The 25,033-nt window shown below is 67.3% G+C and carries 23 protein-coding genes, 2 pseudogenes and 1 riboswitch; of the genes and pseudogenes, 16 read left to right on the top strand and 9 right to left on the bottom strand.

Annotated features, from left to right (window positions below):
* The 3 genes and pseudogenes from ASE63_RS28215 to ASE63_RS04285 form a co-directional block, all read right to left on the bottom strand.
* Positions 1 to 104, bottom strand: a pseudogene (locus tag ASE63_RS28215) (ABC transporter permease); the annotation flags it as partial.
* 131 nt (positions 105 to 235) lie between these two features.
* Positions 236 to 1,777 (bottom strand): ABC transporter substrate-binding protein, encoded by a 1,542-nt coding sequence (locus ASE63_RS04290; protein ID WP_056797081.1) that lies wholly within the window; start codon positions 1,775 to 1,777, stop codon positions 236 to 238.
* A 37-nt stretch (positions 1,778 to 1,814) separates the two neighbouring features.
* Positions 1,815 to 2,702: a hypothetical protein gene (locus ASE63_RS04285; protein WP_056797077.1), complete on the bottom strand. Its 888-nt coding sequence runs from the start codon at positions 2,700 to 2,702 to the stop codon at positions 1,815 to 1,817.
* Positions 2,703 to 2,809: 107 nt separating this feature from the next.
* Between ASE63_RS04285 and ASE63_RS04280 the strand changes: the two genes are divergently transcribed.
* Positions 2,810 to 3,478: a GntR family transcriptional regulator gene (locus ASE63_RS04280; protein WP_082609650.1), complete on the top strand. Its 669-nt coding sequence runs from the start codon at positions 2,810 to 2,812 to the stop codon at positions 3,476 to 3,478.
* Here the strand turns inward: ASE63_RS04280 and ASE63_RS04275 are convergent.
* Positions 3,468 to 5,039 (bottom strand): ABC transporter substrate-binding protein, encoded by a 1,572-nt coding sequence (locus ASE63_RS04275; RefSeq protein WP_244491272.1) that lies wholly within the window; start codon positions 5,037 to 5,039, stop codon positions 3,468 to 3,470. The genes ASE63_RS04280 and ASE63_RS04275 overlap by 11 nt on opposite strands.
* 43 nt (positions 5,040 to 5,082) lie before the next feature.
* Positions 5,083 to 6,228: a C45 family peptidase gene (locus ASE63_RS04270; RefSeq protein ID WP_056797068.1), complete on the bottom strand. Its 1,146-nt coding sequence runs from the start codon at positions 6,226 to 6,228 to the stop codon at positions 5,083 to 5,085.
* Between the two features lie 77 nt (positions 6,229 to 6,305).
* Here ASE63_RS04270 and ASE63_RS04265 point away from each other — a divergent pair, with 77 nt between their 5' ends.
* The gene (locus tag ASE63_RS04265) at positions 6,306 to 7,169 is read left to right on the top strand and encodes a GntR family transcriptional regulator (RefSeq protein WP_056797065.1); all 864 of its coding nucleotides are present in this window, start codon (positions 6,306 to 6,308) and stop codon (positions 7,167 to 7,169) included.
* A 42-nt stretch (positions 7,170 to 7,211) separates the two neighbouring features.
* Here the strand turns inward: ASE63_RS04265 and ASE63_RS04260 are convergent, their stop codons facing one another.
* The gene (locus ASE63_RS04260; protein ID WP_082609649.1) at positions 7,212 to 7,970 is read right to left on the bottom strand and encodes a response regulator transcription factor; all 759 of its coding nucleotides are present in this window, start codon (positions 7,968 to 7,970) and stop codon (positions 7,212 to 7,214) included.
* 98 nt (positions 7,971 to 8,068) lie between these two features.
* On the opposite strand from ASE63_RS04260, the gene ASE63_RS04255 reads away from it, so the two are divergent.
* The 7 genes and pseudogenes from ASE63_RS04255 (at position 8,069) to ASE63_RS04225 (ending at position 15,714) form a co-directional block, all read left to right on the top strand.
* Positions 8,069 to 10,135, top strand: a complete 2,067-nt coding sequence (locus ASE63_RS04255; protein ID WP_056797059.1) for an ATP-binding protein — start codon at positions 8,069 to 8,071, stop codon at positions 10,133 to 10,135.
* 561 nt (positions 10,136 to 10,696) lie between these two features.
* The gene (locus tag ASE63_RS04250; protein ID WP_162261715.1) at positions 10,697 to 11,605 is read left to right on the top strand and encodes a S8 family peptidase; all 909 of its coding nucleotides are present in this window, start codon (positions 10,697 to 10,699) and stop codon (positions 11,603 to 11,605) included.
* Positions 11,606 to 11,834: 229 nt separating this feature from the next.
* Positions 11,835 to 12,833: pseudogene (locus ASE63_RS04245) on the top strand (P1 family peptidase); the annotation flags it as partial.
* A gap of 99 nt (positions 12,834 to 12,932) precedes the next feature.
* Positions 12,933 to 13,033: riboswitch (TPP riboswitch) on the top strand.
* A gap of 49 nt (positions 13,034 to 13,082) precedes the next feature.
* Complete coding sequence (gene thiO, locus ASE63_RS04240; RefSeq protein ID WP_056797051.1) at positions 13,083 to 14,117, top strand: glycine oxidase ThiO; 1,035 nt, start codon at positions 13,083 to 13,085, stop codon at positions 14,115 to 14,117.
* Positions 14,101 to 14,298: a sulfur carrier protein ThiS gene (gene thiS, locus ASE63_RS04235; RefSeq protein ID WP_056797050.1), complete on the top strand. Its 198-nt coding sequence runs from the start codon at positions 14,101 to 14,103 to the stop codon at positions 14,296 to 14,298. The genes thiO and thiS overlap by 17 nt, the downstream gene beginning before the upstream one ends.
* A gap of 1 nt (position 14,299) precedes the next feature.
* Positions 14,300 to 15,088 carry a thiazole synthase gene (locus ASE63_RS04230; protein ID WP_056797046.1) on the top strand — a complete coding sequence of 263 codons (789 nt, stop codon included), beginning with the start codon at positions 14,300 to 14,302 and terminating at the stop codon, positions 15,086 to 15,088.
* Between the two features lie 14 nt (positions 15,089 to 15,102).
* Positions 15,103 to 15,714 carry a thiamine phosphate synthase gene (locus ASE63_RS04225; protein WP_056797134.1) on the top strand — a complete coding sequence of 204 codons (612 nt, stop codon included), beginning with the start codon at positions 15,103 to 15,105 and terminating at the stop codon, positions 15,712 to 15,714.
* A gap of 81 nt (positions 15,715 to 15,795) precedes the next feature.
* Here the strand turns inward: ASE63_RS04225 and ASE63_RS04220 are convergent, their stop codons facing one another.
* The 3 genes from ASE63_RS04220 to ASE63_RS04210 form a co-directional block, all read right to left on the bottom strand.
* Positions 15,796 to 16,110, bottom strand: a complete 315-nt coding sequence (locus tag ASE63_RS04220) for a SelT/SelW/SelH family protein (protein ID WP_056797130.1) — start codon at positions 16,108 to 16,110, stop codon at positions 15,796 to 15,798.
* 95 nt (positions 16,111 to 16,205) lie between these two features.
* A complete protein-coding gene (locus ASE63_RS04215) occupies positions 16,206 to 17,276 on the bottom strand; it encodes a DUF3616 domain-containing protein (RefSeq protein WP_082609648.1) in 1,071 nt (356 codons plus the stop codon).
* Between the two features lie 61 nt (positions 17,277 to 17,337).
* Positions 17,338 to 18,162, bottom strand: coding sequence for an IclR family transcriptional regulator (locus ASE63_RS04210; RefSeq protein ID WP_056797041.1), 825 nt, complete (start codon positions 18,160 to 18,162; stop codon positions 17,338 to 17,340).
* A gap of 178 nt (positions 18,163 to 18,340) precedes the next feature.
* On the opposite strand from ASE63_RS04210, the gene ASE63_RS04205 reads away from it, so the two are divergent.
* From ASE63_RS04205 to ASE63_RS04175, 7 genes are all read left to right on the top strand, one after another.
* Positions 18,341 to 19,393 (top strand): ABC transporter ATP-binding protein, encoded by a 1,053-nt coding sequence (locus ASE63_RS04205; protein WP_056797127.1) that lies wholly within the window; start codon positions 18,341 to 18,343, stop codon positions 19,391 to 19,393.
* A gap of 98 nt (positions 19,394 to 19,491) precedes the next feature.
* A complete protein-coding gene (locus ASE63_RS04200; RefSeq protein ID WP_156410184.1) occupies positions 19,492 to 20,292 on the top strand; it encodes an ABC transporter permease in 801 nt (266 codons plus the stop codon).
* Positions 20,293 to 20,297: 5 nt separating this feature from the next.
* Positions 20,298 to 21,092: an ABC transporter permease gene (locus ASE63_RS04195; protein WP_056797123.1), complete on the top strand. Its 795-nt coding sequence runs from the start codon at positions 20,298 to 20,300 to the stop codon at positions 21,090 to 21,092.
* 11 nt (positions 21,093 to 21,103) lie between these two features.
* On the top strand, positions 21,104 to 21,394 hold the full coding sequence (locus ASE63_RS04190; protein ID WP_056797035.1) for a (2Fe-2S)-binding protein: 291 nt from the start codon (positions 21,104 to 21,106) through the stop codon (positions 21,392 to 21,394).
* Complete coding sequence (locus ASE63_RS04185) at positions 21,391 to 22,779, top strand: NAD(P)/FAD-dependent oxidoreductase (protein ID WP_056797032.1); 1,389 nt, start codon at positions 21,391 to 21,393, stop codon at positions 22,777 to 22,779. Before ASE63_RS04190 ends, ASE63_RS04185 begins: the two co-directional genes overlap by 4 nt.
* Complete coding sequence (locus ASE63_RS04180; protein WP_056797031.1) at positions 22,776 to 23,972, top strand: FAD-dependent oxidoreductase; 1,197 nt, start codon at positions 22,776 to 22,778, stop codon at positions 23,970 to 23,972. Before ASE63_RS04185 ends, ASE63_RS04180 begins: the two co-directional genes overlap by 4 nt.
* Positions 23,969 to 25,021, top strand: coding sequence for an ABC transporter substrate-binding protein (locus ASE63_RS04175; protein WP_056797027.1), 1,053 nt, complete (start codon positions 23,969 to 23,971; stop codon positions 25,019 to 25,021). Before ASE63_RS04180 ends, ASE63_RS04175 begins: the two co-directional genes overlap by 4 nt.
* Positions 25,022 to 25,033: the final 12 nt, after the last annotated feature.

Here is a 25,033-nt window from a genome sequence, read left to right as displayed (position 1 = left end):
GCCGGGTCGCCCGGTATCAGGCGGATCAGGACGAACACAGACACCGCGACAATCAGCAGCGTCGGTATCGCCATCCCTATCCGCGTCAGCGTGAAACGCAGCATGATCGGTCTCGCTAGAGCATTTTCGAGCGAAGTGGGTACCGGTTCGCGTGAAGAAAATGCGTCAGAAGAGGGAGCTGCAGCATGTCCGCGCTTCTACTAAATGGCGGACATGCTGCAGCGGCCAGCCGCCGTCAGTTGGCGGTTACTTCCCACATGCGCAGCTTGGACTGCCAGGGTTGGAAACCCTTGACCCGCTTGCTGTGCGCGATGGCGTCGACGCCGTTGAACATGAAGATCAGCGGCACTTCGTCGATAACCTGCTTGTGCAGCTCGTCGACGAGCTTCTGGCGCTCGGCACGGTCCGAGATCGTCATGAGGCGGTCGATCTTGGTCAGCGCCTCGGGGTTGTCCCAGACCTTGCGCGGCTGCTTGGTCTTGTCGCCGGCGAACTGCTCGAAGGCGATCGCGGGGTCGAAGCGGGCCGAGAAGGAGAAGGACTGCATCTGGTAGTTGCCGCGATTGTAGCGGTCGAGCTGGGTCGCCCAGTCGATCACCTCGATCTCGGCATTGACTCCGGCGGCCTGCAGCATGGCCTGCACCACGACGGCGGCCGGGAAGCTCGGCACGCGCGGGCGCTTGTTGGCGAGGATCGAGATCTTCTCGCCCTTGTAGCCGGCCTCGGCCAGCAGCTTCTTGGCGCGCGCCGGGTCGTATTTGTGCCCCACCTTCTCGACCGCGCCGAAATAGGCCGAGCGCGAATAGATCGGCGAGGTGTTGGTCTGGCCGAGACCGTCGGAAGCGGCGGCGACCACCTCGTCCATGTCGAGCGCGGCGGCGATCGCCTGGCGCAGCTTGAGATTGCCCATCACCGCGTCGCGGGTCTGGATCAGCAGGACATGGCGGACGGCCGTCGGCGCGGTGACGACGTCGAGCTTCGGCTGCTTGCGCATCTCCTGCACGTCGCTGGGCAGGATCTCGCTCAGGTCGATGGCGCCCGAGGTCAGGCCCGCGGTGATCGTCGCCGGATCCTTGACGACGAGGAACTTCACCTCCTTCAGCTGCGGCCGCTTCGAGCCGACATAGCCGTCGACCTTGCCGTCCGTCTTCGGCGAGGCGTAGCCCTCGAAGGCGGTCATGGTGAAGAACTCGCCGCGCTTCCACTCGCCGAACTTGTATGGCCCGGTGCCGACCGGCTTGTCGAAGCTGCCGTCTTCCTTGACCGAATCCTTGTGGATGATCGCGGTCATGGCGCAGTCGGTGCGGGCCATGGTGTCGAGGAAGAGCGCGTTCGGCTTGTCGATCTTCATGACCACGGTGCGCGCATCCGGCGCCGTCACCTCCTCGACCTTGAGGCCGGAGCGGCCATCGAACTCGGAGGTGCAGCGCCAATCCGTCTTCGGGTCCATGTAGCGCTGCCAATTCCAGAGCACGTCGGCGGAGGTGAGCTCCGCGCCGTTATGGAACTTGACGCCCTGGCGGAGCGCGAAGGTGTAGGTCTTGCCGTCGGCCGAGACGTCGACCTTCTCGGCGAGCAGGGGCTGCGGCGTGCCGCCCTCGTCATAGCCGACGAGGCCCTCGACCATCTGCAGGGCGAAATCATCCGTGCCGTCGTCGCGGTTGACGCCCGGATTGATGCTGCGGACGTCGGCCTGCACGGCGACGGTCAGCGACTGGGCCAGGGCCGGAACGGCCAGGAGCGGGAGCAAACAGACGCCGGCGAGAAGACGGTTCATGGCAATTCCCCTTGGTTATTGTCGTTGAATTGAAGCTTCAGGCCGCCTGGGCGGCCTTGCCGCGGCGCTTGGCGAGCACCTCGGCGAAGAAGTCCTCGACGCGCGGCACGGCGCGCACCCCGTCATGGGCCATGTTCGGGACGAGATCGAAGCGCACCGAGACGCCGGCTTCCTCGAAGGATTTGCGCAGCGTATCCAGGCGCTCGGGCCTCGTGCGGCCGGCATGGTTGGCGTCCGGCATCCAGTTGCGCCCGCCCGGCTTGTGGGTGATCTCCCAGGTCTCGAGATCGGCGGCGCCGACGATCATCTGCACGGGCACGCGGCGCATCGCCTCGATGTCGGGCTCCTTGCCGAAGAGCTCCTTCATGTTGCGGGTGCCGACCCACCAGTCGCGGCTGGGGTCGAGCAGCGTCACCGAGCCCGGCGCGCCGATCGCGGCGGCCCAGAGCCTCTCGGGCTGCAGCAGCAGGAAGCGATGGGCGAAATGCCCGCCGCCGGAATAGCCGAACAACCCGAACTGCTCGAAGCTCAGCGCGTAGCGGGCGCCGACCTCGGAGACCATGGCGAGCAGGATCTCGTCGTAACGGATCGTGCCCTCGCGCATGTATTTGAAGCCGTCGCGATTGTCGTCGCCGAGCACGCCGATCGGGAAGAGCGGCGCCAGGATGATGCAATTGTTCCAGCGCGCGAACTCGGCGAAGGCGTTGCGATACTCGGTGAAGCCGCGGCCGGTGCCGTGCATGGCGACGACGAGATCCGGCGCCGGCCCGCCCTTGCCGAGGGTCTTGGGCACGTAAAGGCAGTAGCTGAAGCGCGGATCGGCCTTGCAGGACATCACCGGCGTCGGGCCGAGATCATAGAGCGCGCGGGCAATGGCGGCGCTGTCCTGCTGGGCCTCTGCGGGCTGAGCCTGGGGGGAGGACATGCGGTACCTCTTGATCTGTGCAATAATTGGCGCCAATTAAGTCGCACATCGTGTCGGGCCCTGCAACAGTCTTGTGACGATCGGCGCGGGACAGGCTAAGAGGCCGCATGGAACAGAGCCGCAAATCCCGGCGCGTCGTCAGTCGGCGCGCTTTGGCCAACGAGATCGCCCAGGCGATCCGCCTGCGCATGTACCGACCCGGCGAATGGCTGCGGCAGATCGATCTCGAGGAGAAGTTCCAGGCGACGCGCTTCGACGTTCGCGCCGCGCTGGAAGAGCTCGCGGTGCGCAAGACGATCGAGCATGTGCCCAATCGCGGTTACCGCGTCGCCGAGATCGACCTGGCGACCTATTTCGCCATCCGCGACACCCGGATCATCCTGGAGACCGGCGCCATGACGGGCGTCGTGGCCCATATCACGGAAGAGGCCATCGAGCGGCTGGCGGTGCTGGCCCGCGAATTCGGCGAGGCGGTCGTCTCCGGTACCCGAATCGAGCAGAGCGAGATCAACGGCGCCTTCCACCACCTGATCTACGCCCACTGCGGCAATCCGGTGCTGGAGGAGACGATCTGGGCGCTGCGGGACCGCTCGCGCGGCTCGCAGGTCACCGTCTGGGCCTCCCACCAGGCCCTGCTCGCCAGCGACCGCGACCACCATGCGATGATCGAGGCCTTGCGGCGCAGGGATGCGCCGCGTCTTGCCGAGCTGATCCGCCACCACATCGACAAGGACATGGTGGACGAGACCGGTCAGCTGCCGTCGCTCAGCGCTTGACCGAGACTTCCCAGAGCTGGGGCAGGGAGGTCAGCGAGGAGGTGTAGCCGTCGACCTTGTCGCCCGTCGCGCCGCCGGCGATGCCGTTATAGAGCATGATCATCGGCATCTCGGCGAGGAAGCGGCGATGCAGCTCGTCGAAAATCGCCTGGCGCTCGGCGGTTTCCGCGACCACCATCGACTTCTCCAGCAGCGCCTGCACCTCCGGATTGTCCCAGAGCTTGCGCGGCTGCTTGTCCTTCGGGCCGGTCATCGACTCGTAGGAGAGGGCGGGGTCCATCCGGCCCGAATAGGGGAAGGCCTGGATCTGGTAGTTACCCTTGCTGTAGCGGTCGAGCTGTGTCGCCCATTCCAGCACTTCGATGTCGACGTTCAGCCCGGCAGCCTGCAGCATCTGCTGCGCCACCACGGCCGCGTTGAAGCTCTGCGGGTAGCGCTTGTTGGCGAGCATCACGATCTTCTCGCCCTTGTAGCCGGCCTCGGCGATCAGCTTCTTGGCGGCAGCGAGATCGAAGCGGACATCCTCGTCCTGGACCTTGCCGTGATAGGAGGAGAGCGTCGGTATGATGGAGCCGTTGGGCTTGCCGATCCCGTCCGTCACGGCGGAGACCAGCTCGGCCTTGTCGATCGCGGACGCGATGGCGAGGCGCAGCTTGACGTTCGACAGAACGGGATCACGCGTCTGCATGATCAGGCCGACCAGCCCCATATGCGAGCTGACGGACAGCTTCACCTTTTCGGTCTTCTTGAGCTCGGCGACGTCGGCATTGTCGACATCCGGCACGACATCGACGTCGCCGCTGAGCAGCGCGGCCTTTGCCGTCGCCATGTCGGGGATGACCATGAAGTGCAGCTCGTCGACCAGCGGGCGCTTGCTGCCCGCCATGCCGTCGACCTTGCCGGAAAGCGCCGCATAATCAGCGAACTTCTCCAGACGAACCACCTCGCCGCGTCGCCATTCGACGAACTTGAACGGCCCCGTTCCGATCGGCTTGTCGAAGCTGCCATCGGCCTTGAGCGAATCCTTGTGCATCACGCCGGCCATCGCGCAGTCGGTGCGCGCGAGCGAGGAGAGGAACAGCGCGCTCGGCTTGTCGAGGGCGAAGACGACGGTGTGCGGATCGGGTGCCGTGACGCTCTCCACCTTGACGATGCCGCGGCCGTCGAATTCCGAAAGGCAGCGCCAGTCGGTCTTCGGCGCCATGTAGCGGTTCCAGCTCCAGACGACGTCGGCGGACGTCATCTCGGCACCGTTGTGGAACTTGACGCCCTTGCGCAGCCGGAAGGTGTAGCTCTTCCCGTCGGCCGAGCGCTCGACCTTTTCGGCCAGCAGCGGCTTGGGCTGCGCGTCCTCGCCATAGGCGACGAGCCCCTCGACGATATGGAGCGCCACCCCGTCGGTATTGTGGTCGCGGTTGACGCCCGGATCGATCGACCGGATGTCCGCCCGCAGCTGGACCCGCAGCGTCGAGGGCGCCTGCGCCCAGCTCGCGCCTGCTCCCAGCGAAAGCGCGGCCAGCGAAAGCAGGCCCTTCTTCATCGTCTGTCGCAACATCGGCATCTTCCCCTCTTTTTCGTGACCGGTGCTGTCGAGGTCCAGCGCGCTATTCGGCGGCTTGCGCCAGGCTGCGCGGCTCCTCGCTCAGGCTGTATCGGGTGAAGTTCCGGTTCAGGGCCGGGAGCGGGCAGACTTCCATCACGCCGAGCTCGGGCTGCATGATCACCATCGCGACGGTGGCGGAAAGGTTGCCGGTGTCGTTCGGCCGGGGCGGGCGGCAGACCGAATGCGGCGTCAGGAAATCGTCGAAGAAGGCGTTCTTGAGGTCCTCGACGGCGAGCTTGCCGCCGGCTTCGTCGAGCAGCTTCTTGACCCGCCAGTCGCGGTAGAAGGAATCCGGAACGCGGGCCGCGCCGCCCTCGCTCACCTTCGAGAGCGCCGCCTGGCCGACCCAATGGTTGGCGTGGACGATCAGCCCTTCCGCCGGGTAGATCGGGAAGGCTTCGTCGGGCGCGCATTCGAAATCGATCGCGAAGCCCTGCACCGTCGAGATCATCATGTTGTTGGAGCAGGATTTCGGCGTGGCGGCGACCGCCTTGATCGCGTAGGCGAAATGCTCCTGCTCCAGCACCTTGCGGCGGATCAGCGCCAGCGGCACGCCGATCTGGGTGAAGTCGCGGTCGGATTCGAGATAGTTGGCGGTGATGCAGATGCCGGCGGCGTTCATGCCGCTACGGGCGAGCCCGCCCGCCTCGACGAAGGTCAGGATGTCCGGCCCGTCCTCGCGGCGCACCCGCAGTACGATCGCCGTCTCGGCGCATTCGGCCTTCCAGTCCCAGTTCTGGCCGTGGATCACCGCGCCGGTGGCGCTGCGCTCCGGCAGGATCACCGCGCCGGTGCAGCCGTCGTCGAGCTCCGCCTCTTCGAGCTCGATCGGCTTGTTCTTGACGAGCCGCGCCTTGGCGATCACCTCGGTGCGGGCATTGATCATCACGATGTCTTCGAGCGCGACGCCCGCGCCATCGGCGATGCCGCGCATCTCCTCGATGTAGTGCGCGCCGAAGGCCTCGATCTCCTTGGCGAATTCGCCGATCAGCGCCGACTTCGCCGCGGCATCATAGCCGAGCTCGCCGAGCTGGCCGCCATAGAGCTCGATCGAGCGCTTGACGCGCGACGGCACCGCGGCGCCATGCTGGCGGCCGCGCTCATAGGCGCTGCCGGAGACGTCGACGAAGGGAACGGGTTCGATCATGGTCGCGCAGATCCGCAGATTGGCTCGGGACAATTTCTAATGTATTTCATCGTGACGAAAAACAATCAAGCACCTTCATGACGACGAAGCTTCAGCAGGATCTTGCCGACCGGATCATGGCCCTGATCCGCGAGGACGCGTTGGCTGCGGGCGCCTGGCTCAACGAGAGTGACACGGCGCGGCGGCTGAACGTCTCGCGCACGCCGGTCAGGGGCGCCTTCGATCGTCTTGCGGCACTCGGTGCCGTGCGGCGGCACCCCAATCGCGGCATCGAGCTGATCGAGCCGAGCCGTCGGGCACCGGATTCCGCGGGCGAGGACGACGCGGTCGAGGCCGCCATGGTGCGCCTTGCGCATGACCGCGAAACCGGTGTGCTGGCCGACGAGTTCTCCGAGCAGGAGGTGATGCGGCGATACGCATTGTCGCGGCCGCAGGCCCAGCAGCTTCTGCGCCGGCTCGCGGAATTCGAGATGGTCGAGCGCAAGCCCGGCTATGGCTGGCGGTTCGTCGCGCCGCCGCGCGATCCGGGCGCGCATGACGAGCGCTATCGCTTTCGCCTTCTGATCGAACCGATGAGCTTCCTCGAGCCCGGCTTCGCGCTCGCCGGGCACTGGATCGAAACCATGCGCCGGGACCATCGCGACACCCTCTCGCGCCCTTGGCGGCAAGGCTCGGCGATCGGCTTCTTCGAGATGAACGCGGCCTTTCACGAGGGCATCGCGGCAGCCTCCGGCAATCGCTTCATCCTGTCCGCGGTCCGGCGCCTGAATCAGTCCCGGCGGCTCTCGAACTACGACTGGGTCTTCGGTTTCGAGCGCGTCGAGGTGAATTGCCGCGAGCATCTGGAAATGCTGGACGCGGTCGAGAAGGGTGACGCGGTGCGGGCCTCGGATCTCATGCGAAGCCATCTCCAGCGCGCCAGCGAACTGCGGCAGCGATAGGCAGGCACGCACCAGGCGGCGCCTTCCGGTCCAGAGTTGTCGTCAGAGCAGTTTCAGCTGCGCGGCGAACCGGAATCCGATGGCGTGCACGGCCTTGAGCGGAAGCTCGACGCCGGCATCCTGGGCTTTCTGCCGCAGCCGCCGGACCACGGCGTCGAGGCTGCGGCTCTCGCTGCTCGCGTCGGCATAGCCCAGCTCGGAAGCGAGTTTCTGTCGCGATACCGTCGTTCCTTCAGCGCGCGCCAAGGCCTCGACGAGCAGCATCTCCCGTCCGGAAAGAGCCAGCCGCGTGCCGTGTGGCGGCAGGAGCGCCTGTCGCATCGCATCCAGCTTCCAGGCGGAATCGGAGGGCAGGGATGGCGTCTGGGGATTGGCCGGGGAGGGCGCTGGGCCCAGCGTGCGGGCGCGCCTGGTGAGATTGCGGACGGCAAGGAGGAGTTCCTCCCCGTCGACCGGCTTCGTCAGGTAGAGGTCGGCACCGACGCTGTAGCCCCTGACGCGATCGTCTCGCCCTGCGCGGGCGGTGAGTAGAACGACGCCCATATTGCCTTCTTCGGCCGCGTCCCGGGCGAGCTCGAAGCCGCTCGTGTCGGGCAGATTGACATCGAGGATCGCCACATCGAAGCGATCGGTCCGAAGCGCCTTGTAGAACGCGATTCCCGACGAGGCCTCCGCGACTATTAAGCCGCTCAGTCGCAGGTAATCCGCCAGCCCGGCACGCAAGTCGTTGTCATCCTCGACAAGGAGAACGCGGATTGGGCGGTCCAAGCCCTCGGAAAGCAAATCGATCTCTCGTGGCATAGCGGCTTTTGTTGCGACTCGGGTAAGCACGACGCAGCGCTCGAAGCGATATGACGTTTATACCGCTATGACCGGTCTATGAAGCCCGAGGGAACGACTTGGCTGAATTTCTGAACCGCTGGTGGCGGCTGATTGCCATCGGTCTGGTCGCTTCGCTCGTCCTGCTGGTCGGTTCCGTGCCGCCGGGCCTGGCTCGCGACAGCGGCCAGCACGAGCGCGGGCTGGCCGCAAACGGCCTGGCGGACGAAGTGCCGCTGGACGGCCGCGTCTCGGTGCTGATCGACCCCTCTCGCAATCTGGCACTGAAGGACGTTCTGGCCACCGGCGAGCGCTTCAGGCCGCTGCGGGGCAGCGGAGTCAACCTGGGCTATGTTCACGATGCGGCCTGGCTGCTCATTCGAATACCGAATGCGGGTAACGGGCAGGCGCTGCTGTCGCTGAGTCCGAATTTCGTGGACTTCATCGATGTCTATGTGGCGGACGCCGTCGAAGAGCCCGAGCTTGCGGATTTCACGCATTACGCCATGGGCGACCACCGCCCGTTCCCGCCGGACGAGGTGTCCGGGCTGGACAATGTGGTGCCTCTCAATTTGCGCGCAGATCGGGAGGCCGTGGTCTATGTGCGCATTGCAAGCGTCAATTCCTCGCTGAACATCTCGGCGTCCCTCTACTCTGCGGCTCGCCATACCTATCGGGTGACCCTCATCAGCTTCGCCTCCGCCCTGTGGTTCGGCGGAATGGCGGTGATGATGTTGATCCAGCTGGTTTTCTATCATTTCGACCGCAAGGCGTCCTATCCGCTCCTGGCCTTTGCGACCTTCGCGGCCATGATGGTCTACATCGGTAATCTGGGCCTCTCGCGGCTCCTGTTCTTCCCGGATGGCGGCAACGGCAACGATCTTTTCACCGGAGGGGCGGTCTGGCTCGGCCTCGTCGCCGCGCCGCTGGCTGCCAGCAGCATCCTGGAAATGCCGAGGCGAAGCCCCTGGCTGCATCGCATCTTCGTTGGCGCTTCGGTGCTCGGTGTCGTCGGCATCGTCTTCGTCCTGTTCGACGCCAATCTCGCTTTCGCGCCCTATGGCAGCATCCTCATCCTCGTCCTCGCCACGCTGGCGATGCTCTTCGGCCTGTGGGAAATGCGCCGGGACGATGCCGGCACCGTGCTGCGCGCCATCGCCTATTTCATCGTCTGGGTCGGGTTGGTGGCGACAGTGACGCAGCGGGCCGGCTATTGGCTGCTGCCCAACTGGCTGGCCCATAGCTACACGGTCAGCTGTCTCATCCAGACCCTGCTGCTGACGGCGTCGCTTGCCGTCCGCCTGCGCGCTGCGGAGGCGATGAACAGCTCGATGCGCGAACAGGCTCTCGTTGCCGCGCAGGCCGCCGAGCAGCGCGCCAATGCCATGGTGCGCGAGCGGACGGTGGAGTTGGCCGATGCGAAGCGCGTCGCCGAGGACGCGCTCAAGGCCGAGCTGGAATCGCAGGCCGAGCAGGTGCAGTTCCTGGAGGTGATATCGCACCAGTATCGCACGCCGCTGGCCGCGATCCGGTCCAATGTCGACAGCATTGGCCTCAGCCTGCCGCAGAGCGATCTCGACAACCGGCAGAGGCTCGACCGGGTTCGGCGCGGCATCATCCGGCTGGTCGAAACCCTCGAGCTCAATCTCAGCCGCAGCCGCCTTCAGGGGCCTGCTTTCGCGCCGCAACTGGGGCGCGCGCTCCTGAGCGACATCGTTTCATCCGCTGCCCTGCGCGCGCGGGACCTGTTTCCCGCCGACATCATCACCGAAATGGAGCCCAAGGCGGAGAGGGCCCATCTGATGGCGGATATGCCGATGTTCGGGATTGCGATCATCAACCTGCTGGAAAACGCCGTTAAGTTCTCCAGCTCCGGAGATCGGCCACGCATCATCCTGTCCTGCGGCGCAGCGAACGGGGAAGCGGAGTTTGCCGTGACCGATTACGGCATCGGAATTCCTGCCGCCGAAATTCATCGCGTCCTGGAACGAGCCGTTCGCGGATCGAATGCCGACAGCATCGACGGTTCCGGGCTCGGCCTATCCCTGGTTCAGCGCATCGTCGCAGCCCATAACGGGCGGGTCACGATCGAAAGCACGGAAGGAAGCGGCACGACTGTGCGGCTGAGCGTTCCCCTTGTATCCTAGCTTGCCAGAGAGACCGATCCGAAATTCCCTCGGAGCCTGTTTGGAGCCTTTCAGAATGAGGTTCGCGTTTCGAGCGAGGCTCTTGGGTAAGTTTGCCTGAATTCGACGCTCGGTTGCTCTGGCGCCCGGTATTGGAAACGTGGTCGCTTCAGGGCGTCTCGAAAAGACGGCGCGCAAATCTGTCTGATATTCTGCGCCCGTGATCGTTTGGCGACGGTTTCCGTTTCAACTCGTTCCAAATCACGCCAAAGCGTTCCGGCTGGTTTCTGTCGCGGAAACACTGCGGCCCGTAAGCTTTTCTGGGCTTGCGCGATTCGACACGGCAGTGCAGCCGCGACGCCTGAAATTCAACCGATCGATCAGCTTCGAGACACCGGGCGCCGCTAGTTTGCGGGCTCGCGATACGCCTAACGAGGAAAGCCTGTGACGACCCTGAAAAGAACCCTGCGACGCCAGCTTCTCGCAGGCGTTGCGACAGGTATTGCCGCGATCGGCCTTCCCGCTGCTGCAGGCGCCTATGAGCTCCCGGATTGGCTGAAAGCGCCGTTCGGCGGAAGCGCCGTGAGGTCCCTGCCTTCGTCCGTCCAGGCGAGCGCGACGGCGAGCAGCTTCGTGACCTCCGAGTATCTCCTCAACCACGGTCTCGCGCAGATCAACGCCGCCGAGGCCTATGCGCTCGGCTTTACCGGAAAGGGCGTCCTGGTCGCCGTCGTCGACAGCGGCCTCGACACGCGGCTTCCGGAATTCGCCGGGCGGGTCTCGCCTCTGTCGCGAAACTTCGGCCTCGACGGGCTGCCTCCCACGGACGTTTCGGACAGCGATAGCCACGGTACCCATGTCGCGGGCACCATCGCCGCAAATCGCGATATGGTGGGCATGCATGGCGTGGCCTTCAACGCGCAGATCATGGCCCTGCGCGCCATCGTGGACGCGGGCGGCGACTCCGCTGCGGCGATCGAATATGCGGCGGCCAACGGCGCCAGGGTCATGAACGGCAGCTTCGGGCCGGGACATCCGGAGCGCTTCCTCGATGACGGCAGCCCCAACCCCGACTACGTGCTCCTCACGCAGTTCAACTATGACAACGCCGAGTTGCAGCGAGATGTCGTGGCTGGCCGCCGCGCCGCGGCCGCCGACATGGTCATGGTCTTCGCGGCCGGGAACGCGCGCGACGACCAGCCGATCATCGCCGAGCACCCGATGGGTGGCTCCTTCTTCCCTGCCATGCGCCCGTCAAACGCGGATAGCGGGATGTATGGTGTCATAGACGGCCACAGCATGGTCGACCTCCGCCAGGTCGATTTCTCGGATCTCCAGCCCTACACGCTCGCCGTCGTCGCGGTGGACATCCACAACAAGCTGGCCTCGTTCAGCAATAAATGCGGGCTAGCCGCCGCCTGGTGCCTTGCCGCGCCCGGAGTGGGGATCATCGCCACCGTTCCGCAGGGCATGGGCAGCGCACCCGGTTAGACGTCCGAGAGCGAGACTTATGCCTGGGACGACGCCGGATTGCGCCGGGCTTCGAGCTGGCGGCGTCCTATGATGGCGATCTGCGTGACAGGGCGACCTCTCACCGCTTTTCACTCGGTATCAGCGGGCGCTGGTGATCCGATCCGAAACGAGGAGATGGATTGCCGCGTGACGATCTATGCTTGCGGTGGCCACGGGGGATGAGGGCATGAGCGTCGGGACCGGAAGCGAGCTGCTGGGCGGCTGCATCGTCGATGTTCCAGGCATCAGCCTCGGCCATCACACGCTGTCGTCGCGCCCGACCGGCTGCTCGGTCATCCTCTGCGGGAAGGGGGCGGTCGCCGGCGTCGATGTGCGCGGCGCCGCGCCCGGCACGCGCGAGACCGATCTCCTCGACCCGAGCAACTACATCGAGCAGGTCCATGCCGTGCTGCTCTCTGGCGGCAGCGCCTATGGCCTGGCGGCGGCGACGGGCGTGGTGCGCTATCTGGAAGAGCGCGGGACTGGATTTCCGATCGGGGCGGGCGTCGTGCCGATCGTGCCTGCCGCGGTCCTGATGGACCTCGGCGTTGGCGATTTCTCGATCAGGCCGGACGCCGAGGCCGGATACCAGGCCTGCCTGAAGGCGACGCGCGAGCCCTCGTCCGAGGGCAATGTCGGGGCCGGAGCCGGAGCCTCGGTGGGCAAGTTCTTCGGCCCCGCCTTCGCGATGAAGGGCGGGCTCGGAACGGCGAGTTGGACATTGCCGGGCACCGATATCGTCGTCGGCGCCGTCGTCGCGGTCAATGCCGTCGGCGACGTCTATGATCCGCGCAGCAGCAGCATCCTGGCCGGAGCGCGGGCGGAAGGGGGATCAGGCTTCCGCGATACCGTCGCCGCGTTGATGGGCGGGCATGGCCTGACGTCGCCGGCCGGAGCGAACACCACGATTGGCGTGATCGCCACCAATGCGCCCTTCAACAAGGCGCAGTTGCGCAAGATCGCGCAGCTCGCCCATGACGGCTTCGCACGCGCGATCAACCCCGTGCACACCATGTATGACGGCGATACCATCTTCGCGCTGTCGACGGGCAAGTCGACGCATCACGCGGCCGATGTGACGGTGATCGGGACCGTCGCGGCCCAGGTCATGGCCCACGCCATTGCCCGCGCCGTCATGCAGGCCGAAAGCCTGCCGCAATACGACCTGCCGGCCTGGCGAGACTATGCGGGGTCGGCCCCCGGTTAGGCCGCCGACGATCTTTGTGATTGTGCAAGCTTGGGGCCGGCTGGGGCCGGCCTGAGAACGGCGCGGCTTGCGCCCTCTCGCTCCCGCGCCTAGATTTAACCCGATCCGTTGGGGTGCCGCGAGGCTGAGAGGTGCTGATGCACCAACCCATCGAACCTGATCCGGATAATGCCGGCGAAGGGAACGGTCCTGGTTTCGTCGCTAGCCGTCATGCCATGGCCGTCGCCTTCCCCGACGAATGGGAATGGCATGGCGCATTCGTCCATCGATCCGTCTCGCAACAGGCCGCTCCATGTCGGCATCGTCGGCGCGGGCGTTGTCGGCTTGGCTTGCGCGGTCGAGCTGCTCGGTCGCGGCGCTACGGTCGAGATCCATGAGCGCGGCGCCTTTGCGGGCGAGCGGGCCTGCTCCTGGCATGCGGGCGGCATGCTGGCGCCCTGGTGCGAGGGCGAGAGCGCCGAGGAGCCCGTCATCCGCCTCGGCCAGGAGGCAGCCGGCTGGTGGGAACGCCATGTCGCCGGTGTCGTCCGCAAGGGCACGCTCGTGCTGGCGCCGAGCCGCGACCGCAGCGAGCTCCGCAGCTTCGGCAGCCGCACCACCCGATTCTCCGAGCTTGACGGCGAGGGCATCGCCGCGCTCGAGCCTGACCTTGCCGGGCGCTTCGCCAAGGGCCTCTTCTTCGAGGACGAGGCGCATCTCGATCCAAGGGCCGCGCTCAGCCGGTTGGCGGAGAAGGTCCTGGCCTTGGGCGGGCGCATCCATTTCGGCAGCGAGGCCGCGGCCGACGATCTCGCCGGCGACGCCGTGCTCGACTGCCGCGGCCTCGCCGCCCGCGATGCGCTTCCCGATCTGCGCGGCGTCAAGGGCGAGATGTTGCTGCTGCGGAGCCACGACATCGCGCTTTCTCGACCCGTGCGGCTGCTGCATCCGCGCATTCCCCTCTATGTCGTGCCGCGGGCGGACGGCCTCTTCATGGTCGGCGCGACAATGATCGAGAGCGGCGACCGCAGCCGCATCTCGGCCCGCTCGATGCTGGAACTCCTGGGCGCCGCCTATGCGCTGCATCCGGCCTTCGGCGAGGCCGAGGTCGTGGAGATCGGCGTCGATGCCCGCCCTGCCTTTCCCGACAATCTGCCGCGGCTGACGCGCCGGGGCCGGGTCATCCTTGTCAACGGGCTCTATCGCCACGGTTTCCTGCTCAGTCCCGCCATGGCGCGGATGGCGGCGGATGCCGTGCTCGTGCCGGCCTGCATTCCGGAGATGTTGCATGACGCTGCTGCTTAACGGCGAACCGCAGGAGGTCGCCGCCGCGACCCTGGCCGACGCGCTGGCCGAACTCGGCTATGACGGCAAGATCGTGGCGACCGCCGTCAATGGCGATTTCGTCGCCGCGCGCCGGCGGGAGGCCTGCCAATTGGCCGAGGGCGACCGCGTCGAGATTCTCGCTCCGATGCAGGGAGGTTGAGATGAGGGCATTCTATGGTTTCGAGCCGAAGAACCGGCTCTTCCTCGGCACGGCGCGCTACCCTTCGCCCGCCATTCTGGCCGATGCGGTCAAGCGCTCCGGCGTCGAGGTCGTCACCGCCTCGCTGCGCCGCGAGGCGGGCCAGGACAAAGCGGGCGAGGGCGGGGCCGGCCAGGCCTTCTGGGCCCTGATCCGCGAGCTCGGCGTACGCGTCCTGCCCAACACCGCCGGCTGCCATACGGTCAAGGAAGCCGTCACCACCGCCCACATGGCGCGCGAAGTCTTCGGCACCGACTGGATCAAGCTCGAGGTCATCGGCGAGGACGACACGCTCCAGCCCGACGTCGTCGGGCTGATCGAGGCGGCACGCATCCTCTCGGATGACGGCTTCCAGGTCTTCCCCTACACCACCGAGGACATCGTCGTCGGCGGGCGCCTGCTCGATGCCGGCTGCGAGGTGCTGATGCCCTGGGGCGCGCCGATCGGCTCGGGCAGGGGGCTGAACAACGTCTACGGCCTGCGCACGATGCGCCAGCATTTCCCCGATATCCCGCTGGTCGTCGATGCCGGCATCGGCCTGCCCTCCCATGCGGCGCAGGCGATGGAGCTGGGCTATGACGCGATCCTGCTCAACACGGCGGTCGCCAAGGCCGGCAATCCGGCGCTGATGGCGCAAGCCTTCGCCAAGGCGATCGAAGCCGGCTGCGAGGCCTGGCAGGCGCAGCCGATCGAAGCACGCGACATGGCCGCTCCCTCCACGCCCGTCATGGGCAAGGCGTTCCTGTCGTGAAGGACGAGGACCCGATGAAGCTCGATCCGTTCTACCCGATCTTCGACAGCGCCGACTGGCTCGTGCGCATGCTGCCGCTCGGCGTCAAGCTGGTGCAGCTCCGCGTCAAGGAGAAGAGCGAGAGCGAGACCGCGCGCGAAATCGCCCGTTCCAGGGCGCTCTGTGCGGAAGCCGGCTGCGTGCTCGTCGTCAACGACTACTGGCGGCTCGCCATCTCCGAGGGCTGCGACTTCGTCCATCTCGGCCAGGAGGATCTCGACGACGCCGATCTCGGCGCCATCCGCAATGCGGGCCTCAGGCTCGGCGTCAGCAGCCATGACGAGGCGGAGCTGGAGCGCGCGCTTGAGACGAAGCCCGACTATGTCGCGCTCGGCCCGGTCTATCCGACCATTCTCAAGGCGATGAAATGGGGCCCGCAGGGGCTGGAGCGTGTCACGGCGTGGAAGCGCCGCCTCGGCACGATTCCGCTGGTCGGTATCGGGGGCATCTCGCTGGAGCGCGCGCCGGGCGTCTTCGCGGCCGGCGCCGACATCGTCGCGGCGGTGACCGACATCACCCTGAATGCCGATCCGGAAGCGCGGCTGAAGGCCTGGATCGCGGCGACACGGAAGGTCGGGGCGGCATAGCGCGCCATTCTCGGGCGAAGCGCAGACCCGAGAAACTCTTGCAGGAGATGCTCGGGTCAAGCCCGAGCATGACGTTCCGGTTCAGGCACTTTCCTTCGCGACATGCCCGTCGACATGGCCGAGGCTGCGCTCGGGGTCGAGCCGGTCGCGCACGCGCTGCTTCAGCACCTTGGAGTCCGGGAAGCCGCCATCCTCCTTGCGGTCCCAGATCAGCTCGCCGTCGTAATGGATTTGGAAGATGCCGCCGGTGCGCGGGATCAGCGCGATCTCGCCGATGTCCTGCCCGAAGGTCGAGAGCAGCTCCTGGCCGAGCCAGGTGGCACGCAGCATCCACTGGCACATCGAGCAATAGGTGATCGCGATGCGCGGGCCGGGCTTGGGGGCGGTGTCGGTCATGATGGTCTGCCTCGGGATCGAAAACTCGCCCTTCGAGACCATGCTTCACCCGCCGGCGCAAGCGCATCGCGGCATGGCGGCCCGGCTCGTGGCGGTCAGCGTGGGATCGCGAAGCGCAGCGGCCCACCGTCGCAGAGCCCGTCCGACAGAATCACGGCGTCGTAAGGCTCGCCCGGCCTGTCCGCCAGCAGCGTGATCGCCTCCGGCTTGATCTCCTCGTCGCAGCCGCGCAGCTTGACGCCGCGGAGATCGAGGCTCGCCAGCGGCCTGACGTTGTCGCTGCCGTCCTTGGCGTTCCAGCGCAGCACGGTGAAGCCGCGCTTCTCGTTGCTCTTGTCGTCGTCGGGCCCGGCCAGAACCAGGATGCCGTCGCTGGCGGCGACGAGGTCGCGCACCGCCCGGCCGGCGCCGACCGCGACGCTGAACAGCCTGGCACGCGGGTCGCCCCCCGCGAACAGTGCATCCGCATCGACGGACAGGATCCTGGCCTGTCCGTCCTTCGCCGGTCCGCGAAAGCCGACGAACAGCCTGCCGTCCTTCACCGCCAGCCCCTCGATATTGACGCCGCGCCGGCCGGGGAGATGAGGCGCGTCCTCGGGCGGCTCGCTGCCGAGACACATCGCCTCGCCGACATGCTTTTTGAGGCCGGGGATGCCCGCCATCAGAGTCCAGAGCGCGCCCGTGTCGACGAGCTCGGCCAGCTTGCCGCGGCCGGTGGCGGGGTCGATGGGGAAGCGGATCAGGTGGCGGCTGCCGGGATTGCTCGCGCAATCGCCGCGCTTCGCGCTGTGCGATCCCACGACATAGTAGAAGCGGCCATCGGTCGCTGCGCCCTCGCCGTCGAGCTCGACCGTGCCGGGCAGCACCCCCACGCGCTCGGCGTCGGGGCGCAAGCCCTCCTTGCCGAGCGTCAGATAACGGGCCTCGCCACCCTCGTCGAACACGGCGAGGCAGAAGCCGGGCGCCTTGGGGAGGGAGGGGCAGGCGATGCCGCTCAACGAGCGACGCGTCTTGTTTTGCTTGCTCGCAAAGGTGAAGCCCTGGCCCGAACTCAGGATTCCGCCCAGCGGTGCGAGCGCGGGCGGGTCGGCTGCATCGGCGGGGCCGGCCAGCAGCGGCAGCCCGAGCAGCATGGCGAGCGCAATTCTGATGAGGGGCATTGGCATGGCGATGCGCTCTAAGGTTGTGTTTTGACGATAAGGCGACGGGCGCCGATGGGAAAGCTGCTTAGCCGGTCACCGCGCTGAGGCTGCGCGAGGGATAGCGCAGAGCGACGTCGAAGGGGTTGAGCATGGCGCCCAGTGCCTGCGCCTCCGTGCGCAGGATCGCGATGACGTTGGGCAGCCGGTCCTCGCGCAGCCGTTCCGCCAGCGTGCCGATGCTCAGCGCCGCCACCGCGCGCCCGTCCGCATCGCAGACCGGCACCGCCGCGCCGGCCATGCCGGGAATCAGCCCTGTGTTGAGGTTGACCCAGCCCTGCTCGCGCGCGACGGCGATCGCGCAGCGCAGAGCCGCCTCGTCGAAGAAGCCGCGGTCGAGCAGGCGGGGCATGTTGAAGCGGATCACCGCGTCGCGCTCGGCTTCGGGCAGATGCGCCAGGATGGCGAGGCTGCCCTGGCCGATGCCGAGCGGCACCTTGCCGCCGATGTCGCCGGTGAAGGAGCGGATCGGGAAGGGGCCCTCGACCCGGTCGAGACAGACCGCGTCATAGCCGTTTCGCACCAGCAGGAAGACGGTGTCGCTGAGTGTCGCCGAGAGCCGCAGCAGCGCCGGCCGCGCCAGTTCGCGCAAGCCTCCGGCCTGGCCGGCGCGGGCCGCCATAACGAAGAAATCGAGCGCCGGCCGGTAGCGCTTTCCACCCGCGACCTGCTCGACGAAGCCCTCTGCCATCAGGTCGCGCAGGATGCGATGCGCGCTCGGCTGGCCGCAGCCGGCGGCGGCGGCGATATCCTTCAGCCGCATGCCCGCCGCATCGCCGGTCGCGACCACGCGCAAGAGACGTAGCGCGCGCTGCAGGCTGGATGCCGGTTCGGTTGATTCGAATGATTTCATGAAATTAGCGCCCGTCTGAATCGAATAAAAATTCCATATATATGAATTAAGGCGATATAAATTCGTCGATATGAAATCGATTGTTGACGGATTTATGGCCCCCGAGTCTCTTGATGGCGCTTAAACATTCCCGGCCTCCGGCTCGCTCATGCCCGGATGGCCCCTGTTCGAGGTGCTGATGGGCTTTCTGACGCTGCAGTCGCTGAGCAAGATCTATGGCAATCTCGCCGCCGTGCGCGATGTCGACCTCAGCGTCGCCCAGGGCGAGTTCGTCTCGCTGCTCGGTCCTTCCGGCTGCGGCAAGACCACGACGCTGCAGATGATCGCGGGCCTCGTCGAGCCGACGGGCGGGCGCATCACCCTGGACGGGCGCGACATCACCCATGAACCGCCGAACAAGCGCGGCCTCGGCATCGTCTTTCAGAGCTACGCCCTGTTCCCGCATATGACGGTGGCGGAGAACGCCGCCTTCGGGCTGGAGATGCGCAAGATCGGCAAGGCCGAGCGCGACCGCCGCGTCGCCGCGATGCTGGAGCTCGTCCATCTCGGCGCCTTCGCCGATCGCTATCCGCGCCAGCTCTCGGGCGGCCAACGCCAGCGTGTCGCCATCGCCCGTGCCCTGGTGATCGAGCCGCCGGTGCTGCTTCTCGACGAGCCTCTGTCGAACCTTGACGCCAAGCTGCGCGAGGAGATGCAGTTCGAGCTCCGCCGCATCCAGCGCAGCGTCGGCACGACGACGATCATGGTCACGCATGATCAGGCCGAGGCGCTTTCGATCAGCGACCGCGTCGTGGTGATGGAGCAGGGCGCGATGACGCAGATCGACGCGCCCTACCGGCTCTACGAGCGGCCGGCGACGGCCTTCATCTCGTCCTTCGTCGGCAAGATGAACCGGATCGAGGGCATCTGGCGCAACGGCAGGGCCGAGGTTGCGGGGCTTGCGCTACCGAGTGAACCGGCCGAACTCGCGCAGGACACTGCGGTGGCGCTGTCGCTGCGCCCCGAGAAGATCCTGCTCGGGGCCGCCGGGGAGGGCTTCCTCGACGGGCGCATCCAGGCGCGCTTCTTCCTCGGCAGCTACTGGCTGTTCAATGTCGAGACCTCGGCCGGCATCGTCTCGGTCTCGGTTCCCAACCAGGGTGACGAACCCCCGGCCGAGGGGGCGCAGGTCGCGCTCTCCTGGACGCCCGCCAGCCTCAAGGTCGCGAAGCTCGCGGGAGCCGCCGCGTGAGCGCCGCGAGCCCGAGCCTCGCCGGCGCCGGTCCGGCAGCATCGCCCGCCCGCCGCGCCAATCCCGCGCCCTGGCTGCTCGTCGGCCCCGGCGCGCTGATGTTCCTCGGCCTGGTGGTCCTGCCGCTCGTCCTGACGGTCATCCTGTCGTTCCACGCCTACGACCACAGCACCGGCATCAAGAACGAGTTCACGCTGGCGCACTACACGGCGGTCTTCTCGGACAGCTATTATCTCGGCATCTTCTGGCGCACGCTCCGCATCGCAGCGCTGACCACGCTGATCTGCGCGCTGATCGGTCTGCCAGAGGCCTATATCCTGTCGCGGATGCGCGATCCCTGGCGGTCGGTCTTCCTGCTGGTGATCATCGGCCCGCTGCTCGTCTCCGTGGTGGTGCGCGCCTTCGGCTGGAGCATGCTGCTGGGCTCGACCGGGCTGGTGAACCAGACGCTGCAGGCGCTCGGCTTCGGGTCGGTCAGGCTGCTCTACACCGAGACGGCGATCGTGATCGCGCTTGTCCACGTCATGCTGCCCTTCATGGTCATCCCGGTCTGGACCGCGCTGCAGAAGCTCGACCCGATGGTGGAGGCCGCGGCCTGGACGCTGGGCGCCTCGCGCTTCACGGCACTGCGCCGCGTGGTGATGCCGCAGGTCTCGCTCGGCATGCTCTCCGGCAGCCTGCTGGTCTTCGGGCTCTCGGCCAGCGCCTTCGCCATTCCGGGCCTGCTCGGCGGCCGCCGCCTCAAGATGGCGGCGACGCTCGTCTATGACGAATACATGCACGAGCTGAACTGGCCGCTCGGCGCTGCCATCGCCATCATCGTGCTCGTCGCCAACCTCGCCATCATGCTGGCCTATAACCGCATGGTCGAGGCCCGCGCCCGCCGGACCCTGGGGTGAGCGCCATGCACAAGAACGGCCCCATCGCGCTCATCTTCCACGGCCTCGTCGTCGCCTTCGTGCTGGCGCCGCTTGTGGTGATCTGCCTCGTCGCCTTCACGCCCGAGAACACGCTGAGGATCCCGACCACCAGCTTCTCGCTGCGCTGGTTCCACGCGATCTTCCAGCATCCCGACTTCGTCGCCTCCTTCGTCAACAGCCTGTGGCTGGCGACGCTGTCGGCGACGATCGCGATCGTCATCGCGGTGCCCGCGGCGCTCGCCATCGACCGCTATGACTTTCCCGGTCGCGGCGCGCTGAATGCGCTGTTCCTGTCGCCCCTGATCATTCCGCATCTGGTGCTCGGCGTGGCCTTCCTGCGCCTGTTCGCGCTGATCGGCGGCACCGGTTCCTTCGCCTGGCTGGTCGCGACCCATGTCATCATCGTCACGCCCTATGTGCTGCGGCTGGTGATGGCGTCCTTCACAGGGCTCGACCGCAGCGCCGAGCAGGCCGCGATGACGCTGGGCGCCTCGCACCTGACCGTGTTCCGCCGCATCACCGCGCCGATGATCCTGCCGGGCATCACCGGCGGCTGGCTGCTCGCCTTCATCACCTCGTTCGACGAGCTGACGATGTCGATCTTCGTGACCTCGCCCGCGACCGTCACGCTGCCCGTGCGGATGTACATGTACGCGACGGAATCGATCGATCCGATGATGGCCGCGGTCTCCGCGCTGATGATCGCCCTGACGGCTGCCGCGATGCTGATCCTCGACCGCGCCTTCGGCCTCGACAAGATCCTCGTCGGACAGAAGTAGGGCTGAAAGCCATGCCGCTGCTCCATCGCATCGTCCGCAAGGATCACGCTGCCATCGCGTTCACCCTCGATGGCAGGGCCTGCGAAGGCCGAGCGGGCGACACGCTCCTGACCGCGATCCTCAGCCATGCCGGGGCCGTCCGCCTCAGCGAGTTCTCCGGCCAGCCACGCGCCGGATTCTGCCAGATGGGTGCCTGCCAGGATTGCTGGGTGACGCTCGCCGGCGGCGAGCGCCTGCGCGCCTGCACCACGCCGCTTGCCGCGGGAATGAGCGTCGTCACCGGTTCGGGGATCGCCTCGTGACCGGCCGCGCACAGCCACTCATCGTCGGCGCCGGGCCGGCCGGAATCCGCGCGGCGCAGGCGCTCGTAGCAGTGGGCCTGCGGCCGCTGGTGGTCGACGAGGCGCCGGCCTGCGGCGGCCAGATCTACCGCCAGCGCCCGGTGCCCGACGGCCGCAGTGCCAAGTCGCTCTACGGCTCCGAGGCCGGCAAGGCGCAAGCGCTGCACGGCGCCTTCCACGCCTTGGCTGGCCATATCGACTACTGGCCGCAGGCTCTGCTCTGGAACCTGCGCGACGGTGATGCCGACATCGCGGTCGCAGGCGAGAACCGCCGCGTCGCCTATGACGGGCTGATCCTGGCCACGGGCGCGACGGACCGCATCCTGCCGGTCCCGGGCTGGACGCTTCCAGGTGTCTTCACGCTCGGCGGCTCGCAGGTCGCGCTCAAGGCGCAGGGCTGCGCCATCGGCTCCCGCGTCGTCTTCGCCGGCACCGGGCCGCTGCTCTATCTCGTCGCCTGGCAGTACATGAAGGCGGGCGTCGAGGTCGCGGCCGTACTCGATGCCGCACCCTTCTCGGCCAAGTTCGCCATGCTGCGCGGCCTGCCGCTGTTCCCGGCCATCGTGCTGCGCGGCATGCGCTTCGTCGCCGAGCTGAAGCTGCGCGGCGTCGCGCTGCATTCAGGCGTCGGGGGCGTCAGGATCGAGGGCACGCGCGAGGTTTCCGGCGTCGCCTGGCGCTCCGGCGGCCGCGAGCACCGCATCGCCTGCGACGGCGTCGGCTACGGCCTCACCTTGCGCTCGGAGACGCAGGCGTCCGACCTCGCCGGCTGCACCTTCCGCTTCGACGAGCGCGACCGCGCCTGGCTGCCGCAGCGCGACGCAGCGGGCCGCTCCAGCGTGGCCGGCGTCTATCTCGCCGGCGACGGCGCGGGCATCGCCGGGGCCGATGCCGCGGAGCGGGCCGGCGAACGCGCCGCGCTGGCGCTTTGCGAGGATCGCGGCCTGCCGGTCTCGCCGGAGCGTGCCGCCCGGCTGGAGCGCGAGCTCGCCCGGATCGACCGGTTCCGCGACGTGCTGGAGGCGGCCTTCCCCTTCCCGGCGCATTGGGCGGGCGGCATCGCCGACGACACGCTGCTCTGCCGCTGCGAGGAAATCAGCGCGGGCGAGGCCCGCGAGGCCATGGGGCGTTACGGCATCGTCGAACTCAACCGGCTGAAGGCGGTGAGCCGCGTCGGCATGGGGCGCTGTCAGGGCCGGATCTGCGGCGGCGCCGCGGCCGAGCTGCTGGCTGCAGAAACCGGGCAAGGCATCGGAAGCGTCGGCAGGTTGCGTTCCCAGGCGCCGCTCAAGCCCGTCCCGCTGGTGCTGCAGCCGGCAGTGCGCGACCGGGAGACCGCCGCATGAGCCAGCGCCTCGATGTCGATGTGGCGATCATCGGCGGCGGCCTCGTCGGTTCGTCGGCGGCGCTGGCGCTGCGCGGGATGGGCTTGAGCGTAGCCCTGCTCGACAAGGGTTTTTGCGGGGCGCAGGCGAGCGGCGTGAACTATGGCGGCGTGCGTCGGCAGGGCCGCCCGCGAAAGCAGTTGCCGCTGTCGCAGCGGGCCCATGCGGTCTGGCCGCGCCTTGCCGCGCTGATCGGCATCGACGGCGAATTCATCCGCTCGGGCCATCTCAAGCTCGCCCGCGGCGAGGCCGAGATGGCGGCCCTCGAAGCCTATGCAGCTGATGTCGCCGATCTGGACCTCGGCCTCGAGCTGATCGGCCACAACGACCTGCGCGAGCGCTTTCCCTGGATCGAGGGCGACATCACCGGCGCCTCGCTCTGCGCTGGGGACGGCCATGCCAATCCGCGCCTCGTCTCGGCCGGCTTCGCCAGCGCGGCGCGCCGGGCCGGTGCGCATGTGCTGGAAAACACGGCCGTGACCGGCGCCACGCGCAACGGCACAGGCTTTGCGATCGAGGCCGGCGAGGGCACCGCCATCCGCGCCGCGGCGTTGGTCAACAGCGCCGGCGCCTGGGCCGGCCCCTTCGCGGAGAGCTTCGGCGAGCCGGTTCCGGTCAGCCGCATCTACCCGTCCATGGTGGTGACCGAACCGCTCGCCCCGATCATGACCGTCAACACCGGCATGGAGGGCCGCGGCATCTATGCCCGGCAGGTCGAGCGCGGCAATTGCGTGGTCGGCGGCGAGCGCGGCTTGCCGCTGCCCGACGCCGATTTCTCGCGGCCGACCGGCGATGGTGCGCTCGCCATCATGAACAGGGCGGCCGGGCTCTTCCCGGCCATGCGCCATGCCCAGGCCATCCGCTTCTGGACCGGAACCGAAGCCGCGATGCCGGACGGCAACCCGGTGATCGGCCCGAGCGGCACGACGCCCGGCCTGTTCCACGCCTTCGGCTTCACCGGGGCCGGCTTCCAGATCGCGCCAGGCGTCGGCGAGGTCCTGGCCGAGCTCGTCCGCGACGGGGCCACCCCGACGCCGATCGAGGCCTTATCGATCGCGCGCTTCGCGAAACCTTCCTCAACCAGCGACCGCACAGCCGACGGCTCGGGTGCGGCCCGCCCTTCAGAGCCGCAACACAGGGGAAACCTCTCATGATCAACCGTCGCATCGCTCTCGGCGCCGCCGCCGCCACGCTCGCGCTCGTCGCCGGCAGCGCCGCAATTGCCCAGACCAAGACGCTCTATGTCGGCATGAACGGCGGCAACTTCGAGCGCACCTATACGCAGGGCGTCTTCCCGGATTTCGAGAAGGCCAACGACGTCAAGATCGTCGTCGTACCCGGCACCTCCTCGGACATCCTCGCCAAGGCGACGGCGGCCAAGGACAGGCCGCAGATGCACGTCATGTTCCTCGATGACGGCGTTATGTTCCGCGCCATTGGTGCCGGCCTCTGCGATAAGCTGAAAGACGGCCCGGAACTGGCCCAGCTTCCCCCCAACTCCCGTCTGAAGGACGGAATGGCGGCCGGTATCGATATGGGCATGACCGGGCTCGCCTATAACAAGAAGATGTTCGACGAGAAGGGCTGGGCGGCGCCGACCTCCTGGATGGATCTGGCCGATCCCAAGTTCAAGAACCTTGTCGTCTTCCAGTCGGCCGCGGCCTCGTCCTTCGGCCTGCACGCCTTCCTGATGTTCAACCGCATCCAGGGTGGCGATGAGGCCAATGTCGAGCCGGGCTTCACCAAGTTCCGCGACACCATCGGCAAGAACGTCATCGAGTTCATTCCGAACTCGGCCAAGATCTCGGAGATGGTCCAGACCGGCGAGGCTGCGATCTTCCCGCTGACGCCGACACAGGTCGCGACGCTCAAGTCGAAGGGCATCCCGGTCGAGTACGCTCAGCCCAAGGAAGGCTCGGTCGTGCTGTCGGTGGCGGAATGCGTGATCGCCAACAACTCCGAGCCGGAACTGTCGCAGAAGCTCGCCGCCTACCTACTCTCGGCAGACGCCCAGCAGAAGGCGATGACGTTCGGCAACGGCCTGCCCTCGAACCCGACCGCCAAGGCCCAGACGCCCGAGACCCAGGCGAGGCTCGACCAGTTCAACACCTATATGAAGACCGCCGTGATGCTCGACTGGGACGCGATCAACGCCAAGCGCCCCGAATGGAACAGCCGCTGGAACAAGACGATCGAGCGCTGAGTCGCTTGGTCA

The sequence above is a fragment of the Allobosea sp. Root381 genome (genome assembly GCF_001429395.1).
Classification (GTDB): Bacteria; Pseudomonadota; Alphaproteobacteria; order Rhizobiales; family Beijerinckiaceae; genus Allobosea.
The sequence above is the reverse complement of the archived record's forward strand: the minus strand, read 5'-3'. Positions and strand labels throughout refer to the sequence as shown.

Coding starts and splice junctions, on each gene's coding strand:
- ASE63_RS04220 (WP_056797130.1), bottom strand. CDS start 16,110: ATGACCGACACCGCCCCCAAGCCCGGCCCGCGCATCGCGATCACCTAT.
- ASE63_RS04280 (WP_082609650.1), top strand. CDS start 2,810: ATGGAACAGAGCCGCAAATCCCGGCGCGTCGTCAGTCGGCGCGCTTTG.
- ASE63_RS04260 (WP_082609649.1), bottom strand. CDS start 7,970: ATGCCACGAGAGATCGATTTGCTTTCCGAGGGCTTGGACCGCCCAATC.
- ASE63_RS04190 (WP_056797035.1), top strand. CDS start 21,104: ATGCCGCTGCTCCATCGCATCGTCCGCAAGGATCACGCTGCCATCGCG.
- ASE63_RS04195 (WP_056797123.1), top strand. CDS start 20,298: ATGCACAAGAACGGCCCCATCGCGCTCATCTTCCACGGCCTCGTCGTC.
- ASE63_RS04225 (WP_056797134.1), top strand. CDS start 15,103: ATGAAGCTCGATCCGTTCTACCCGATCTTCGACAGCGCCGACTGGCTC.
- ASE63_RS04270 (WP_056797068.1), bottom strand. CDS start 6,228: ATGATCGAACCCGTTCCCTTCGTCGACGTCTCCGGCAGCGCCTATGAG.
- ASE63_RS04285 (WP_056797077.1), bottom strand. CDS start 2,702: ATGTCCTCCCCCCAGGCTCAGCCCGCAGAGGCCCAGCAGGACAGCGCC.
- ASE63_RS04210 (WP_056797041.1), bottom strand. CDS start 18,162: ATGAAATCATTCGAATCAACCGAACCGGCATCCAGCCTGCAGCGCGCG.
- thiO (WP_056797051.1), top strand. CDS start 13,083: ATGGCGCATTCGTCCATCGATCCGTCTCGCAACAGGCCGCTCCATGTC.
- thiS (WP_056797050.1), top strand. CDS start 14,101: ATGACGCTGCTGCTTAACGGCGAACCGCAGGAGGTCGCCGCCGCGACC.
- ASE63_RS04230 (WP_056797046.1), top strand. CDS start 14,300: ATGAGGGCATTCTATGGTTTCGAGCCGAAGAACCGGCTCTTCCTCGGC.
- ASE63_RS04205 (WP_056797127.1), top strand. CDS start 18,341: ATGGGCTTTCTGACGCTGCAGTCGCTGAGCAAGATCTATGGCAATCTC.
- ASE63_RS04215 (WP_082609648.1), bottom strand. CDS start 17,276: ATGCCAATGCCCCTCATCAGAATTGCGCTCGCCATGCTGCTCGGGCTG.
- ASE63_RS04275 (WP_244491272.1), bottom strand. CDS start 5,039: ATGCCGATGTTGCGACAGACGATGAAGAAGGGCCTGCTTTCGCTGGCC.
- ASE63_RS04265 (WP_056797065.1), top strand. CDS start 6,306: ATGACGACGAAGCTTCAGCAGGATCTTGCCGACCGGATCATGGCCCTG.
- ASE63_RS04200 (WP_156410184.1), top strand. CDS start 19,492: ATGTTCCTCGGCCTGGTGGTCCTGCCGCTCGTCCTGACGGTCATCCTG.
- ASE63_RS04175 (WP_056797027.1), top strand. CDS start 23,969: ATGATCAACCGTCGCATCGCTCTCGGCGCCGCCGCCGCCACGCTCGCG.
- ASE63_RS04290 (WP_056797081.1), bottom strand. CDS start 1,777: ATGAACCGTCTTCTCGCCGGCGTCTGTTTGCTCCCGCTCCTGGCCGTT.
- ASE63_RS04180 (WP_056797031.1), top strand. CDS start 22,776: ATGAGCCAGCGCCTCGATGTCGATGTGGCGATCATCGGCGGCGGCCTC.